The organism is Nocardia sp. NPDC059240, assembly GCF_042753865.1.
Classification (GTDB): domain Bacteria; phylum Actinomycetota; class Actinomycetes; order Mycobacteriales; family Mycobacteriaceae; genus Nocardia.
In genome coordinates this window covers 157226-172106 of record NZ_JBHZAC010000017.1, presented here as the reverse complement: position 1 = coordinate 172106, position 14881 = coordinate 157226, and the positions used below count along the sequence as shown (strand labels likewise).

The 14881-nt window shown below is 68.0% G+C and carries 14 protein-coding genes; 11 read left to right on the top strand and 3 right to left on the bottom strand.

Annotated features, from left to right (window positions below; translation table 11 throughout):
• The first annotated feature begins 135 nt into the window (after positions 1 to 135).
• The 7 genes from ACFXHA_RS41645 (at position 136) to ACFXHA_RS41615 (ending at position 6855) form a co-directional block, all read left to right on the top strand.
• On the top strand, positions 136 to 1485 hold the full coding sequence (locus ACFXHA_RS41645; RefSeq protein WP_379366295.1) for an MFS transporter: 1350 nt from the start codon (positions 136 to 138) through the stop codon (positions 1483 to 1485).
• A gap of 90 nt (positions 1486 to 1575) precedes the next feature.
• Entirely contained in the window at positions 1576 to 2298 is a 723-nt protein-coding gene (locus ACFXHA_RS41640; RefSeq protein WP_379366293.1) for a GntR family transcriptional regulator, read from the top strand.
• A gap of 158 nt (positions 2299 to 2456) precedes the next feature.
• On the top strand, positions 2457 to 2999 hold the full coding sequence (locus ACFXHA_RS41635; RefSeq protein WP_379366291.1) for a thiamine pyrophosphate-binding protein: 543 nt from the start codon (positions 2457 to 2459) through the stop codon (positions 2997 to 2999).
• A gap of 2 nt (positions 3000 to 3001) precedes the next feature.
• Positions 3002 to 3598, top strand: coding sequence for a thiamine pyrophosphate-dependent enzyme (locus ACFXHA_RS41630; protein WP_379366289.1), 597 nt, complete (start codon positions 3002 to 3004; stop codon positions 3596 to 3598).
• The gene (locus ACFXHA_RS41625) at positions 3595 to 4974 is read left to right on the top strand and encodes an aldehyde dehydrogenase family protein (RefSeq protein WP_379366287.1); all 1380 of its coding nucleotides are present in this window, start codon (positions 3595 to 3597) and stop codon (positions 4972 to 4974) included. The genes ACFXHA_RS41630 and ACFXHA_RS41625 overlap by 4 nt, the downstream gene beginning before the upstream one ends.
• Complete coding sequence (locus ACFXHA_RS41620) at positions 4971 to 6098, top strand: mandelate racemase/muconate lactonizing enzyme family protein (RefSeq protein ID WP_379366285.1); 1128 nt, start codon at positions 4971 to 4973, stop codon at positions 6096 to 6098. The genes ACFXHA_RS41625 and ACFXHA_RS41620 overlap by 4 nt, the downstream gene beginning before the upstream one ends.
• 22 nt (positions 6099 to 6120) lie before the next feature.
• Positions 6121 to 6855: a hypothetical protein gene (locus tag ACFXHA_RS41615; protein ID WP_379366283.1), complete on the top strand. Its 735-nt coding sequence runs from the start codon at positions 6121 to 6123 to the stop codon at positions 6853 to 6855.
• 4 nt (positions 6856 to 6859) lie between these two features.
• On the opposite strand, the gene ACFXHA_RS41610 is transcribed toward ACFXHA_RS41615, so the two are convergent.
• On the bottom strand, positions 6860 to 7513 hold the full coding sequence (locus tag ACFXHA_RS41610; RefSeq protein WP_379366281.1) for a hypothetical protein: 654 nt from the start codon (positions 7511 to 7513) through the stop codon (positions 6860 to 6862).
• A gap of 18 nt (positions 7514 to 7531) precedes the next feature.
• On the opposite strand from ACFXHA_RS41610, the gene ACFXHA_RS41605 reads away from it, so the two are divergent.
• From ACFXHA_RS41605 to ACFXHA_RS41595, 3 genes are all read left to right on the top strand, one after another.
• Positions 7532 to 7678, top strand: coding sequence for a hypothetical protein (locus ACFXHA_RS41605; RefSeq protein WP_379366279.1), 147 nt, complete (start codon positions 7532 to 7534; stop codon positions 7676 to 7678).
• Positions 7679 to 7739: 61 nt separating this feature from the next.
• Positions 7740 to 8603 (top strand): aldo/keto reductase, encoded by an 864-nt coding sequence (locus ACFXHA_RS41600; RefSeq protein WP_379366277.1) that lies wholly within the window; start codon positions 7740 to 7742, stop codon positions 8601 to 8603.
• Positions 8596 to 9003 (top strand): MerR family transcriptional regulator, encoded by a 408-nt coding sequence (locus ACFXHA_RS41595; protein WP_379366275.1) that lies wholly within the window; start codon positions 8596 to 8598, stop codon positions 9001 to 9003. The genes ACFXHA_RS41600 and ACFXHA_RS41595 overlap by 8 nt, the downstream gene beginning before the upstream one ends.
• Here ACFXHA_RS41595 and ACFXHA_RS41590 read toward each other — a convergent pair.
• The gene (locus ACFXHA_RS41590; protein ID WP_379366273.1) at positions 8953 to 11967 is read right to left on the bottom strand and encodes an alpha-mannosidase; all 3015 of its coding nucleotides are present in this window, start codon (positions 11965 to 11967) and stop codon (positions 8953 to 8955) included. The two genes, ACFXHA_RS41595 and ACFXHA_RS41590, sit on opposite strands and share 51 nt — an antisense overlap.
• Before the next feature lie 75 nt (positions 11968 to 12042).
• Positions 12043 to 12708 carry a respiratory nitrate reductase subunit gamma gene (locus ACFXHA_RS41585; RefSeq protein ID WP_379366271.1) on the bottom strand — a complete coding sequence of 222 codons (666 nt, stop codon included), beginning with the start codon at positions 12706 to 12708 and terminating at the stop codon, positions 12043 to 12045.
• A 208-nt stretch (positions 12709 to 12916) separates the two neighbouring features.
• Here ACFXHA_RS41585 and ACFXHA_RS41580 point away from each other — a divergent pair, with 208 nt between their 5' ends.
• Complete coding sequence (locus tag ACFXHA_RS41580) at positions 12917 to 14869, top strand: GMC family oxidoreductase (protein ID WP_379366269.1); 1953 nt, start codon at positions 12917 to 12919, stop codon at positions 14867 to 14869.
• Positions 14870 to 14881: the final 12 nt, after the last annotated feature.

Genomic DNA, 14881 nt, shown 5'->3' with positions numbered 1-14881 from the left:
CGCCAGATCCGCGCCACCCCTCCGATCCCTCCAAACCCTTGTGGGCCGCGTCACAGAATGAGTAGCATGCTACTCATTCTGAAAGGCATGCCACTTGTTGGGTGGCTGCCGAATTTAAGTCCATGTGGAGGAAAGATGGACAAAGTCGTAGTCCGACCGGAAGATTCGCCGTTCGGCTCGAGCGTCCTACGTAAGGTGACCGTGCGATTGGTCCCGCTGCTGGTGATCGGGTACATCGTCAGCTACGTCGACCGGATCAATATCGGCTTCGCGAAGTTCGGGATGGACAAGGCCTTCGGGATGAGCGCCACCCAGTACGGGTTCGTGGCGGGCATCTTCTTCGTCGGCTACATCCTGGCCGAGGTACCCAGCAATATCGCCATGACCAAGGTCGGCGCCCGGGTGTGGCTGAGCCGAATCCTGGTGACCTGGGGCATCATTGCCGCAGCCACCGCCTTCGCACCCAACTTCACCACGGTGTGCGTGCTGCGGTTCCTGCTCGGCGTGGCCGAGGCGGGCTTCTTCCCCGGCATCATCGTCTACCTGACCCGGTGGTATCCGAATGCCCAGCGCACCAAGGTGATATCGACGGTGATGGTGGCCATCCCCCTCGCCAGCGTGCTCGGTGGTCCGCTCAACGGCTGGATCCTGGACTCCTTCGACGGGGCGCTGGGCCTGGCGGGCTGGCGCTGGGTGTTCGTGGTCGGCGGAGTGCCCGCCATCGTGCTGGGCGTGCTGTTCTTCCTGACCTTGACCGACTCACCGGAGCGCGCCCGCTGGCTCAACGACAGCGAGAAGGCTTGGCTGACCGGCCTTCTCGCCGCCGAGGACGCCGAGCGTGCGGTGGCCGCGCCGACCGGGCACCGGGCCGCGCTCAAGGATCGCCGCGTCATCGCGCTGTGTGTCGCCTACTTCCTGCTGCTGTGCGGGGCGTACCCGCTCACCTACTGGATGCCTTCGGTGATCAAGAAGGCCGGGCACGGGCTGAGCAGTTTTCAAGTGGGCTGGCTCTCGGCGGTGCCGTTCCTGCTCGCGGCCGTGTGTATGTATCTGACCGGCCGTGCGATTCGCAATGAGCGTTCGTCGACACCGGTGCTGGTGGCGCTGGCCATCTCGGTGGTGGCGTTCGTGGTGACCGCGGTCGAGTTGTCCGTTCCCGTCATCGCATTCGCGGCCATCACCGTCGCGACCATGGCCGCGCAGACCGCGAAACCGCTGTTCTGGGCGGTGCCGACGTCATATCTGGCGGGGGTCGGCGCGGCCAGCGGTATCGCACTGATCAACTCGATGGGCAATGCGGCGGGCTTCGTGAGCCCGTACGCCTTCGGCTGGATCCAGGACGCCACCCACGGCGATACCGGCCTGTCCATGGGCGTGATGATCTTCGCGAATGTCGGTGCGCTGGTGGTGCTGGCCGTGCTGGCCAATCGCGCCCGGACCCGGCGTGCCCCGCTGCCGGAACCCGCGCCCGGCGTGGGCGCGTAAGCGATCGATCGAGCACGCACTAAGCTGGGCAATCGCCCGTGGCAGCCTGCCGCGGGCGATCCGTCGTTGCTCGCTCCCCGAAGAGGTCTCGTGTCGCAGGATGTGCCGGCTGACAGCAAAGCCGAGGTGATCGCCGAGGAGATCCGCGACGCCATCCGGCAGGGACGGCTGCAGCGCGGTGTGCTCTACTCCTCGCGCGAGCTGGGCGAGATGTTCGGCGCGTCAAGGACTCCCGTGCGCGAGGCGCTGCTCAAGCTGGCCGATCTGGGCCTGGTGCGCATCGAGCGCAATCGCGGCGCGCGGGTGGTCGGGCAGGACGGGCGCGGCATCGTGGAGCTGTGCAGCATGCGAGTGCTGTTGGAGCCGCCCGCGTGTCGCAGTGCGGCCGCGGTCATGACCGGCCGCGACGACGAGGCCATGCTGACCGAGTACCGGATCATGGAACGCACGGCCGACGGTGGCGCGGAGTACTTCGCCGCCGATGAGCGGCTGCACGAGCTGATCCTGGCGGCGAGCGGAAATCTGCGGCTGGCCAAGACCGTTCGCGAGTTGCGGCAGACGCTGACCCTGGACGGGCGGCACAGTGTGCCGCGCTATCAGCCGGTCGAGACCGCGTTGCGTGATCACTGGGACATCATCGACGCGCTGCGTAAACGTGACGGGATGGCCGCTGAGCGGGCCATGCGTAAGCATCTGGTGCGCTCGGGTGATCTGCTGGTGGCGCACAGCAGCGAGAACGAGCGCGGCCTGGTGGCGGAATGGCGGCGCTGGGTGTCGGTCTCGGTGCCCGAGGGCGAGCAGATCACCTACTGAGCTGTCGCTCCACTCGCCGGCTGCACCTCCCGGAAGCTGAGTCGGATCGGATTCAGCTAACTTCTATCAATCAGTTGCATGCTACTCACCTTAATTAGTATGTTGTGAGTGGTTATTGAACTGCCACTCGGCAGTTGGTCCCTGTGAAAGGACATGCTGTGGACCCCAATTCATATGCGGCATCGATCGCGCGGGGGATCTGGGCGGCGCAGGTCGATCTGGTCGGATACGTTCCCTCGGTCAGCGTCGCCCCCGTCATCTCCGCGCTCGTGGATACCAGCGGCGGCAACGCCGGCCGCTCGCGCACCGTCTTCCCGCTCTCCCGCGAGGAGGAGGCGGCGGGCGTGCTCGGCGCGCTCCCGCTGGCGGGTAAGTTCGGCGCGATCGTCATGCAGGACAACGGTTTCGGCAATGCGCTGACCGCCCTGACCACCTTCAACATCGCCTACCATCTGCCGCTGCTGATCGTGGCCAACACCCGCGGCGGGCTCGGCGAATACAACTCGATGATCCACACCTTCAGCCAGTACGCGCCCGCGTTGCTGCGCGAGATCGGGTTGCCGGTCTTCGAAATCGACCGGCGCAGTGCGGCTTCGGACTGGGAGGCGGTGGTCACCGAGGCGGGCGTACACGCGCGCATGACCTTCCGGCCCGCGATCGTGCTGGCCCATTTCTGGAACACCGACGGAAAGGCGGCCTGAGCGTGAAGCGCATCGACGCCCTGCGGATCCTGGCCGAGCACACCGCCGAACTGCCGGTGGTGGTCACCTGCGCAGCCTCCAGCCGGGAGCTGGCGGCCGTGGCGGACCGGCCCAATCATTTGTATCTGCTGGATTCCATGGGGCTGGCGGGCTCGGTGGCGACCGGCATCGCGATGGCCCTCGACGACACCCCGGTGCCGAAGGTGATCGTCATCGAAGGCGACGGCTCGCTGCTGATGAACCCGAATGTGCTTGCCACGGGTGGGTTTCTGCGGCCGGACAAGCTGGTGATGGTGCTGCTGGACAACGCCGTCTACGGGGCCACGGCCAATCTGCCCACCTATGCCGAGGACATCGATCTGGGTCTGCTGGCCGAGGCGAGCGGCTGGACGGTGCGGCGCGCGGCCGACCCCGACGAGCTGCATACCGCGATGCGTGCGGTGACGGAGCTGGCGGGCCCGGTTCTACTGCACGTCCACCTCGAGGTCGGGAACGCGACGAATGTACCCAAGCTGCTGGAGGATCCGGTGATCATCGGCCGCCGCTTCCAGGACTGGCTGGCCGCCCAGGTCACCGCGGCGGCGGAGGTGCTGCTGTGATCGGGACCGTCGATCCGACCACCGGACGCACCCTGGATACCTACCGCTTCACCTCCGACCGCGAGCTGGAACTGCGCCTGCGGCGCGCGCATTCCGCGGTCCGGATCAATGCCGATCGACCGGTCGACGATCGGATCGCGGAGTTCCGGATTCTCGCGCAGCTGTTGCGGGAGCGCCGGGAGGATCTCGGGTTGCTGATGACCGTCGAGATGGGCAAGCCGATCACCCAGTCCTGGGCGGAGATCGACAAGTGCGCGCTGGCGTGTGACTTCTACGCCGACAGCATGGCCGAACTGCTGGCCCCGCAGCGGGTGGATGTCGCGCCCGATACGGCGGAGGTGCGGCTGCGGCCGCTGGGCGTGCTGCTGGCGATCATGCCGTGGAATTACCCGTTCTGGCAGGTGATTCGGGCGATGCTGCCCGCCATCGCGGTCGGCAACGCGGTGGTGCTCAAGCATGCCGACAATGTCACCGGGTGCGCGAAGGTGCTGCAGTCGCTGTTCGACGAGACCTTCGGCTACGGGGTGCTCACCCATGTGGTGCTGCCCCCGCACCGGGTCGCGCCGCTGATCGAGCATCCGGTGATCGCCGGGGTGGCGTTCACCGGCAGCAATCGAGTGGGCGCGCTGGTGGCCTCGACCGCCGGTCGGGCGGTGAAGAAGTCGGTGCTCGAGCTGGGCGGGTCGGATCCGTTCATCGTGCTCGACGACGCCGATGTGTCGGCCGCCGCGGCGGCCGCGGTGCGTTCACGGTTCCTCAATGCGGGGCAGAGTTGCATCGCGGCCAAGCGGATCATCGTGCAGCGCGGCGTCTTCGGCGATTTCGTCGAGGCCATGGTGAACGAGCTGGGCAAGCTGGTCTACGGCGCGCCCACCGAATCCGATACCGATATCGGGCCGATGGCGCGCGTGGATCTGCGCAACGAGTTACGCCGTCAACTGGAGACGACGGTGTCCTCCGGGGCCCGGATCCTGTTCGGCGGCAAGGCCGATCACCGGGCGGGGGCGTGGTTCCCGCCCACTCTGGTGCAGGTGCGTGACACCGACGCGGCCGCCTTCCGGGAGGAGACGTTCGGCCCGCTGGGTGCGGTACTGGCGGTGAGTTCGGAGGAGGCGGCCGTCGCCGCGGCCGAGGACTCGGTCTACGGATTGAGCTGCTCGCTGTGGGGCACCGACCGCGACACCATCGACCGCATCGCCCGCCGCCTGCATACCGGTTCGGTATTCGTGAACCGCATCTCCGAATCCGATCCGCGCCTGCCCGTCGGTGGCGTCAAGGCCAGCGGCTACGGCCGCGAGCTATCCCATTACGGCGTCACCGAATTCGCCAATGTCCAGACGGTGCGCTGCGCCGCGACCTCGAGGAGCCACCCGTGACCATCACCAGTATCCGCACCCGCGCCGTCGCCGTGCCCGTCGACAAGCCGACCCGGATGTCCAACCGCGAGTTGAACGTTCGCCACTACCTGCTGGTGGAGGTGGAGGCCGACGGGTACACCGGTGTCGGCTACACCTATGCCGGGACCGGTGCGGGCCTGCTGGCCAAACTGGCCGCCGACGAGCTGCTGGCGCCGGTCTACCTGGGCGCGGACGAGAACGATGTGGCGGGACTGTGGGAGCGCGCCTATCAGGAGACACTGCTGGAAGGGCGGCGCGGCACCGTGATTCGCGCCTTGTCGGCCCTCGACATCGCGCTGTGGGATCTGCGCGCCAAGCGCGCAGGCCTGCCACTGGTGAGCCTGCTCGGCGGGTCGACCGCGCCGCTGCCGTCCTACGCCTCCGGCGGCTACTACCAGCCGGACGAGGGCTCCTGGACCGAGGCCGTGACGCGCGAGATCGCCTTCAACGCCTCCCAGGGCTTCACCGACCACAAGATCAAGGTTGGTGGGCTGTCTGTCGCCGACGACGCCCGCCGCGTCGCCGCCGCCGTCGAGGCTGCGGGCGAGGGCGGCCGAGTCTCCTTGGACGCCAACAACGCCTACCGCTCGGTCGCCGAGGCCCGCACTGCCATCGAGGCTTTCGAACGCGCCGCCGGCGGCCCCCTGTGGTGGTTCGAGGAGCCCCTCTCGCCCGAAGCGTTCGCCGGCCACGCCGAACTCTCCCGCACCATCCGCACCCCCGTCGCCACCGGCGAAATCCACCAAACCCGCTGGGAATTCCGGCCTCTCATCGAAGCGGGCATCCCCGTCCTGCAATGCGACGCCGGTGTCACAGGCGGAGTAACCGAATGGCTCCGCATCGCCAACACCGCCGCCACCTTCGGCCTGCACATGGCCCCCCACTGGCACCACAACCTGCACGCCCACCTCTGCGGCGCCATCCCCAACGCCCTGGTGGTCGAATACTTCGCTCTCGAAAAAGGCATCTACAACTTCGAGCTTCTCCTCACCCCCGAATCCCGACTCCACTACGCCGCCAACCACGTTCACATCCCGGACCGCCCCGGCCTCGGCATCGAGCTCGATTCCGTGATGCTGGAAAAGTATGAGGTGACCGGCTGAGCGGTCTGCCTATACTGCCGCCGTGGTCCGGTTGATCTTCTTGATTCCGCTGGTGTGCTGGCTGCTGGCGGCTCGGCCGTCGCGTGCACGCCTGTATATCGGACTGGCGTTGACGGCGATCCTCGTGGTCCAGTTGGTGGTCTCGTTCCAATCATGGGCGCTGCGGTCATGTTTCGAGAGCGTCGAAGTGCTGTTGAGTTTCGTCGCTGGGGCGGTGCTGGTGGCCGGGCTCATCCGCGAGGTGCGAAGTACCGACACGCCGCTTGCTCGAATCAGCGTGGGTGCGGTCCCGGCGACGCTCTACTGTGCCGCGCTGGTGCTCGGAACCTTGTGGCTCACGCTGGTCAGCTCCGGCACCCTGGATGGGCCCGGCGGAAACGGCGGCAAGTTTCCGCCGATTCCACCGGCGGATGAATTGGGTTCCTTGCCTGCGGGTTTGACGGTGCTGAGCACGTCGGCCACCTGTTCGCGGACCAACTGGGGACCCTACTGTGAACGTGAGTTCGCCATCGGCAGCACCGACGGGGCCTCCGACGCGCAGGTCGCCGACCGGGTCGTGCGCTATCTGCAGGACGTGCGTGACCTGCCGCTGCCGCCACGTGGCGGTGACGGCGACTTGAAACAGTGGGAGACCTGCCGGTTGACCGGCTGGTGGCTCGATGTGGAGGACGAGACCGTGGCCGTCGGCCTCCAAACGAGTATGCCGGAGCAGCCCGCCACGGTGGTCACCATCGATGTGAACCATCAAGGATGCTGACCGATCAGGCGGCGGGGATCTTGACCTCGATCTCGCCGCCGAGGTGATAGCCGTCGGGGAGGCGGAGGTTGTCGCCGCTCCAGAAGCTGCCCGGGTCGTAGCGGTTCGGGCGCTTCTGGGGGAGCAGGCCCATCGATTGGTAGGTCATGGCGACGATCTCGGCGCAGTAGGCGCTTTCCAGATCGGCTTCGGCGGCAGCGGATTTCGGGCGGTTCGGGAGCGGGACGCGGCCGCGGAACCAGCGTCCGGCCAGGGCACTGGTGGAGGGGAACGGCATGCCGTCGAGACGGGCCACCGCACGCAGGGCGGCATTCTCCATCTCGGGGGACACCGGCCGGTTCAGCTGGCGCAGCCAAGCCTGCTGCCCGTACGTATTGGCCCAGCGCATCGCCGCGGCCCGCAGGTCGTGCAGTTGCGCGCCGCGATGATGGTTGCCCGACCACACGTCAGGTAGCGCCTTGCCGAGCTCGGCATGCCAGATCAAGGCCGGGAGATCATCGATCACCAGGGCCATGCCGACATGGTTGACCGGGCTGTTGGTGAGCCCGCGGATCGCGCGGTCGGCACCGGAATGTCCTCGGAACAACCACAGATCGCCGGTCCGGGTGAGCTCTACCGCTTGGTCCAAACCGATACTCGACAGCGCTTCATGGGGCACGAGGACTAGCCTAGGCGCATGCGTTGGTGGAAGGTGCTCGGCTTGGCAGGGGCCGCGGGTGTCGCCGCGACCGGAGTGGTCATCGTGCGGTCGGAACGTAAACGCCGCGCCTACACCCCGGAACAGGTCCGCGACCGCCTACACGAACGGCTGCGCGAGCAATAGCTTGCCTTCGAGTCCACTCGAACCTCTAACGTCGGCTGCGGTCACGATGAGAGGATTCGAGATGACGGACAACATGCTGGCGTTGAACAACGGAATTGCCTTTCCCGCCGTGGGTTTCGGCACCTGGCAGCTGACGGACGAGGTCGCCGAGCGAGCGGTGGTGGAGGCGTTCGCGGCCGGGTACCGCAGCGTGGACACCGCCGCCGCGTACGGCAACGAGCGCGGCGTCGGGCGGGCGGTGCGCGATGCGGGGCTCGACCGCTCGGAACTGTTCGTGACCACGAAACTGGTGAGTCGCGAAGGCTATTCGGACGCCGTGGACAGCTGCCGGGCCAGCCTGGACCGGCTCGGCCTGGAGTTTCTGGATCTGTACCTGATCCACTGGCCCTTCGACGAGTCGATCGCCGAGACGTGGCGGGCCTTCGAGGATCTGTACGACGCCGGACTGGTGCGGGCCATCGGCGTCTCGAACTTCTCGCAGGCCCGCCTGGGGAAGCTGCTGGCGAGCGCGCGGGTGCGTCCGCAGGTGAATCAGATCGAGCTGCACCCGCGGCTGGCCCAGACCGGAATGCGGGATTACTGTGCGGCGCAGGGCATTCAGATCGAATCCTGGAGCCCGCTCATGCAGGGCGGTGAGCTGCTGGGCCACCCGGTCCTCACCGGCCTGGCGCAGGCACACGGCCGGACACCGGCGCAGATCATCCTGCGCTGGCACCTGCAGCACGGCCTGCGGGTGATCCCGCGCTCGACCAGCCCCGACCACATGCGCTCGAACGCCGACCTTTTCGATTTCGAACTCAGCGCCGCCGATATGCGCGCGGTCGATGCCCTCGACGAACAGCGCCGCGCGAACCCGCTCGCCGACCCGGACGCCTATGTCTTCGCCGAGGAGACCTACCGGAATCTGCGGGCGATCAATGACTGAGGCGCTCACCGTGAGTCAGGTCGCCGAACGACTCGGCATCACGCCCCACACCCTGCGCTACTACGAGTCCGAGGGGCTGCTGGGCGACACCGTCCAGCGCGACGCCCACGGCCACCGCCGCTACACCGGCGAGGCGGTGCTGTGGCTGCGCCTGCTGAGGTGCCTGCGCGATACCGGCATGCCGATCGCCGATATCAAACGATTCGCCGACCTGGCGCGGCAGGGTCCGGACACCGTGCCCGAGCGGCTCACCACCATCCGCGAATACCTGGCGGTGCTGGACTCGAACATCGCTCACCTGCAGCAGGCCCGAGCCATGCTGGTGGAGAAGGAAACCCGCTACGAAGAACTACTGGCCGGGGCGGGTGAAGCGCAGGGTCACCAGTTGGAAGGGGCGTAGTTGCAGGCGGATTCGGTCGCCGTCCGCGGTGACGGCGTCGGTGGGAGCTGGGCGTTCCAGTAGGTCGCAGGTGTAGTGGCCGGTGGTGTCGAAGCCGGGGGTGAGTAGGCCTGTGGTGCGTGCGCCGGCGGCCTCGTAGAGGCGGATGATCACGTCGCCGGAGCCGTCGTCGGCGAGTTTGACCGCGCTGGTGACGATGTCGTCGTTGTCGAGGGTGAACAGCGGTTCGACAGGCGCGGCGACACCGGGGGTGAAGGGCTGGAGGTTGGTGCGGTAGCCCTCGCGGACGGCGTCGGTGATGCTCGCGCCGGGGATCAGCGCGTGGCGGAAAAGGTGTGTGCCGTGGTCGGTGTCGGGGTCGGGGAACTGTGGGGCGCGCAGTAGTGAGGCGCGCACGGTCGTGGTGGTGCCGCCGTCGGGACGGACGGTGCGGGTGAGGTCGTGGCCGTAGGTCGAGTCGTTGGTGAGGGCCACACCCCAGCCGGGTTCGGCGATATGCACGAAACGGTGATTGCAGGCCTCGAACTTCGCCCATTCCCAGCTGGTGTTGGTGTGGGTGGGCCGGTACAGGTGGCCGAACTGGGTTTCGGCGGCGTAGCGGTCGGCGTGAATGTCCAGGGGGAAGGCGAGTTTCAGGAACTTCTCGGTCTCGTGCCAGTCGACGGTGGTCTCGATCTCGAGTGCGGGGGAGCCGGGCCGCAGGGTGAGGGTCTGCTCGACGGTGGAGGAGCCGAAGGAGCGGGTCAGGCGCACGGCGGCGGACAGTGAATCCGGTTCCGCGGCAAGGAAATCCAGCTCCGTCAGATCCGTGACCCGGTTGCGGTAGAACCGGTCGACGTCCCAGGCGTCCCAGGAGTTCGGGAGATCCGGGTGCAACTGCAGCAGATTGGCGGTCGCGCCCGGCGGCAGCGCCTCCCGGTCGTGTGTCAGGTCGACCAGGGAGACCACCAGGCCCCGCCCGTCCACCTCGGCCCGCAGCAGATCGTTGGCGAGTACGAAGCCGCCGCCCGCGTGTTCGGTCACCGAGCAACGCTGCTTCGTGGCCTCGCGCCCCGCGCCGCCGGCGGGGATCCCGCGCCAGGCGTGCGGGGCCGGGTTGAACACGTGCGGCCCCGACTCCCGGCCGCCGAGCATCCACTGCGCGCGCTCGATCAGGGAGGACAGTTCCGCGGCCACCGTCGCGTAGGTCTGTGCGGCCTCCCGATGCACCCAGGCGATGGAGGATCCGGGCAGGATGTCGTGAAACTGGTGCAGCAGCACGGTTTTCCAGAGCCGGTCCAGATCCGCGTACGGGTAGTCGAGACCGGTGCGCACCGTCGCGGTGGCCGCCCACAGTTCGGCCTCGCGCAGCAGATGCTCGCTGCGCCGATTGCCGTGCTTGGTCTTGGCCTGGCTGGTCAGCGTCGCGCGATGCAGCTCCAGATACAGTTCACCCACCCACACCGCGGGTTCGGGGTATTCGGCTTCGGCGGCACGGAAGAAGTCGGCGGGCCGCTCCCACACCACCTTCGGGGAACCCTCCAGGTCGCGCATGCGGGCGGCCTTGGCGATCATCTCGCGGGTCGTGCCGCCACCGCCGTCGCCCCACCCGGTCGGCGCGAGCGATCGCGACGCCCGGCCCTTCTCCTTGAAATTGCGTGCCGCATGGGCGATCTCGCGCCCCTGCATGGAGCAGTTGTAGGTGTCGACCGGCGGGAAGTGGGTGAAGATCCGGGTGCCGTCGATGCCCTCCCACAGAAACGTGTGGTGCGGGAACTGATTGGTCTGACTCCAGGAGATCTTCTGTGTCAGCAGCCATTTCGATCCCGCCGCCTTGATGATCTGCGGCAGCCCGGCCGCGAACCCGAAGGTGTCGGGCAGCCACGCTTCCTCGTTGTCGATGCCGAATTCCTCGAGGAAGAACCGTTTGCCGTGCACGAACTGCCGTGCCATCGCCTCCGAGCCCGGCATATTGGTGTCGGCCTCCACCCACATGCCGCCCGCGGGCACGAACCGGCCCGCCGCGACCGCCTCCTTGACCCGCGAATACACCTCGGGCCGATGCTGTTTGAGGAAGTCGAATTGGGCCGCCTGCGACATCGTGTAGATGAAGTCGGGCTCGTCGTCGAGCAGCGCGGTCATATTGGCGGCGGTGCGCGCCACCTTGCGGACCGTCTCGCGCAGCGGCCACAGCCACGCGGTGTCGATATGTGCGTGACCGACGGCGGAGATGCGATGGGCCGATCCGATGGCCGGTCGCGCCAGCACGTCCGCCAGGCATGCGCGGGCGACCGCAGCGGTGCCGTTCACGTCCCGCAGGTCGACGGTGTCGAGCGCGCGTTCGATCGCCCGCACGATGTCGTAGCGGCGCGCGGGATCCTCGGGCATCTCGTGCATCAGCTCGCCCAGTACCTCGAGGTCCTGCACGAGCTGCCACACCTGCTCGTCGAACACCACGAGATCCATACGGCCCAAACGGTATTGGGGCTCGGAACCCGCCGTCGACTTGTCGCCGAGCGCGGTCGGCCCGAAGAACGGGATCTGCGGATTGGATGCCGCCTCGACATGCAGCAGCACCTGCTCACCGCCCACCGCCGGCGCCGCCACCCGCACCCACCGGTTCTGCGGATGCAACCCCTTCACCGGCGACCCGTCGGCCCGATACACCAGGCCCTCGCACTGGAATCCGGTCATGCCGCCGTCGAATCCGAGATCGATGATCGCCTCGACGATCTTCCCCGCCCAGGACTCCGGCACCGTCCCCTCGACGGTGAGCCAGCTGGTTCCCCACGGCGCACCCCACCGTGCCCCCGGCTCCACCGCCGTGCGCGGCGCGGCCAAACCCGTTGCGACAGGGACGGGTTCGTCCGGCGCGACCCACATCGACGCCCGCAGCGGCACCGATTCCGGGTAGATGGCGGGAACGATGCGGCCCCCGAGCACCCGCCCGAGCCGATCCTCGATCAAACGGCGATCATCGTGCATGACGGTGGCTCCCATCCGATGGGGATGTACTGGACGAACCGCTCGATGACCGACTCTAACGGAGTCCGGCCTCCGCTACCCTGTCGGCGCGGACCGGTAGGGGGCCGGGACGAGTTGGCGCAGCAGACGGAGGGTCGGGACGGTGATGATGCCGGCCAGCCGGGTGTAGGGCCAGACGGCGATCAGCAGCATGATGATCAGCCCGCGTACCTGGTAGACGGCCGGGGCGTGGCTCATGACCTGCGGGTCCGGATGCAGGGCCAGCAGGGAGCGGACCCACGCGAAAAGCGTTTCGGCGGTACGGAATCGGGTGTCGGTGGAGCCGCCGTCGAAGGTCACCAGCACCGCCGACAACAGCGCGGCGGCGGTCAATGGCAGGGTGAGCCGATCCAGCGGCGTGACCCGGCTGCGGATGTCCGCGGAGATGAGCGGCGGAATCAGGATCAGCGCGACCCCGACGATGGTGATCGGCACCGTGACCACCTGGACGACGGCCAGCAGCACCTGAATGTCGTGATCCGGTCGCGAATGTGGTCCGGAGGCCAGCATTTCCGCGATCCGCACGATGAAAACGAGGGGGAGTCCGGCCCGCACGGCCGTGATCCCGATGTGCTGCACCCGATCGATGTTCGGCCCGTACAGGTATCCCAGGAATCCGTCGCGGCGGTACCGCCAGATATGCCCCGCCACACACGACACCACGGCCGCGTAGGGCAGCACCACCCACACCGTGATCATCATGCCCACACCTCACACCGCCGGTCACCGCACTTGTCGCCGAGACACTGTCGCACGGACGACGCCCCGAGAGAAGTGCCGAATTGTGCCAACCTGCGAAGGACTTTCGACCCTTTGTGCGACCCCTGGGCACCGCGCACCCCGCAGGCAAGTGAGGGCGGCGTGCCGCAATTGCGGGGACAGGGGCGGGGGTGTGGCGCATGATGGCGGCATGGCTTCAAACGCGGCGGGGCGTGCCGCACTCGGGATGATTTGTGACAGCTTCACACCGGGGGACGGCGGTGAGCTGGCGACGGCCTCCGAGCTGGGGGTCGTCGACACCGTGACCGAATTGCTCGGGCGCAATCCGCGCGCGGCGGAACGACGGCAGTTCGAACTGCTCATGCGGGTGTGGGACACCCGGATCTTCGGTGCGCTCAACGGGGCGGGCTTCAAGAAGTTCTCGCGACTGACCCCGGAGGCGCGCGAGCGGTGGCTGCTGGGGATGGCCAACTCCCGGCTCGAGAAGAAACGCGCACTGTTCCAGGCGCTCAAGGGCGCGGCGGTCACCTCCTACTATCTGACGCCGGGACCGACCGGGCAGAACCCGGTCTGGGATCGGATGGGCATCCCGCCCGCCTTCGGCCCGGTCGAGGACGCGAAGCGCGGGCTGACCCCGGAGCGGCCCGACGCCGATACCACCGTGGTGTGCGATGTGGTCGTCATCGGCTCGGGCGCGGGTGGCGGCACGGCCGCCGCGGTGCTCGCGAAGGCCGGGCTGGAAGTCGTTGTGCTGGAACGCGGGGACTATTACGACGACCCCGATTTCGGTACCGGGGAGAAGGACGGCTTCCTGCGCCTGTACGCCCCGGGACCGGCCACCACGGCGGAGGGGCAGCTCGGGCTGGTGGCGGGCACCGCCCTCGGCGGCGGCACCGTGGTCAACTGGACCACCTCCTTCCGCACCCCCGACGATGTCCGCGCGGAATGGGCCGGACTCGGTGCTGAGCAGTTCGACCAGCAGGAGTACACCGACGCGCTCGACGCGGTGGTCGCCCGGCTGGGGGTGAATCAGGAGCACTCCCCGGCGTCGCATCGCGACGAGATCCTCGAACGTGGTCTGCGCAAACTGGATTGGCATGTCGAGCCGCTGCCCCGCAATGTGGGAGCCGCCTGCGACGCCGGGATCGACTGCGGCCGTTGCGGTTTCGGCTGTCGTGTCGGCGCGAAACAGTCGGTGGTCAAGACCTGGCTGGCGGATGCCGCCGAGGCGGGCGCACGGCTGCTGGTGGGCACCGATGTGCGCCGCATCGTGGTCAGCAACGGCAGCGCCACCGGAGTGGAAGCCGTGACGGCGGACGGGCATTCGGTGTGGGTGCGCGCCCGCGCGGTGGTCGTCGCGGCCGGTGCGGTGCAGACCCCCGCTCTGCTGCGCCGCTCGGGTCTGGGTAACCGCAATATCGGCGACTTCCTCCGATTGCACCCGGCCACAGCCGTTTTCGGCGTCTTCGACGAGGACATCCGCCCTTGGGAGGGCGGCATGCAGACCCGCTATTCCAAGCAGGACCGTGATCTGGACGGCCACGGCTACGGGGTCATCTACGAGACCGGGCCCATGACCCCGGGCATGTCGGTGGGCTTCCAAGCGTGGACCGGCGGGGCCGCGCATCGCGACCAGATGCTGAAATTGGCCAACACCGTGGCCGTCGGCGTCATCACCCGCGACCGCGACCACGGCTCGGTCGAGACCGACAAGGTGGGGGAGGCCGTGGTGCACTATCGCCTCTCCGCCCGCGACGCCGCCCACATGCACACCGGAATCGTCAATGCCGCAAGCATTCTGGAGGCGGCGGGCGCGCAGCGGATCTTCTCCGGCCATCAGGCTGGGGTCGGCTACGAGCCCGGCGTGAGCGGCTCGCACGACGAGTTCGCGCAGCGGGCCGCCGAGGCCGGGTACGCCCCGGGCAGGTGTTCCATGGGTGCGCTGCACATCATGGGCTCCGCGCGCATGGGCGGCTCGCCGGCGGATTCGGCGACCAATCCCGACGGCGTGACCTGGGAAGTGCCGAATATCGTGGTGGCCGACGGCTCCTGCTTCCCGACCGCCTCGGGCGTGAACCCGATGGTCAGCATCGAATCCATCGCCTACATGAACGCCACCCGGCTCGCCGCCCGGTTGCAGTGACTCCGAGGTGAG

Coding starts and splice junctions, on each gene's coding strand:
- ACFXHA_RS41605 (WP_379366279.1), top strand. CDS start 7,532: ATGCGTTGGTGGAAGGTGCTCGGCTTGGCAGGGGCCGCGGGTGTCGCC.
- ACFXHA_RS41585 (WP_379366271.1), bottom strand. CDS start 12,708: ATGATGATCACGGTGTGGGTGGTGCTGCCCTACGCGGCCGTGGTGTCG.
- ACFXHA_RS41595 (WP_379366275.1), top strand. CDS start 8,596: ATGACTGAGGCGCTCACCGTGAGTCAGGTCGCCGAACGACTCGGCATC.
- ACFXHA_RS41580 (WP_379366269.1), top strand. CDS start 12,917: ATGGCTTCAAACGCGGCGGGGCGTGCCGCACTCGGGATGATTTGTGAC.
- ACFXHA_RS41645 (WP_379366295.1), top strand. CDS start 136: ATGGACAAAGTCGTAGTCCGACCGGAAGATTCGCCGTTCGGCTCGAGC.
- ACFXHA_RS41590 (WP_379366273.1), bottom strand. CDS start 11,967: ATGCACGATGATCGCCGTTTGATCGAGGATCGGCTCGGGCGGGTGCTC.
- ACFXHA_RS41600 (WP_379366277.1), top strand. CDS start 7,740: ATGACGGACAACATGCTGGCGTTGAACAACGGAATTGCCTTTCCCGCC.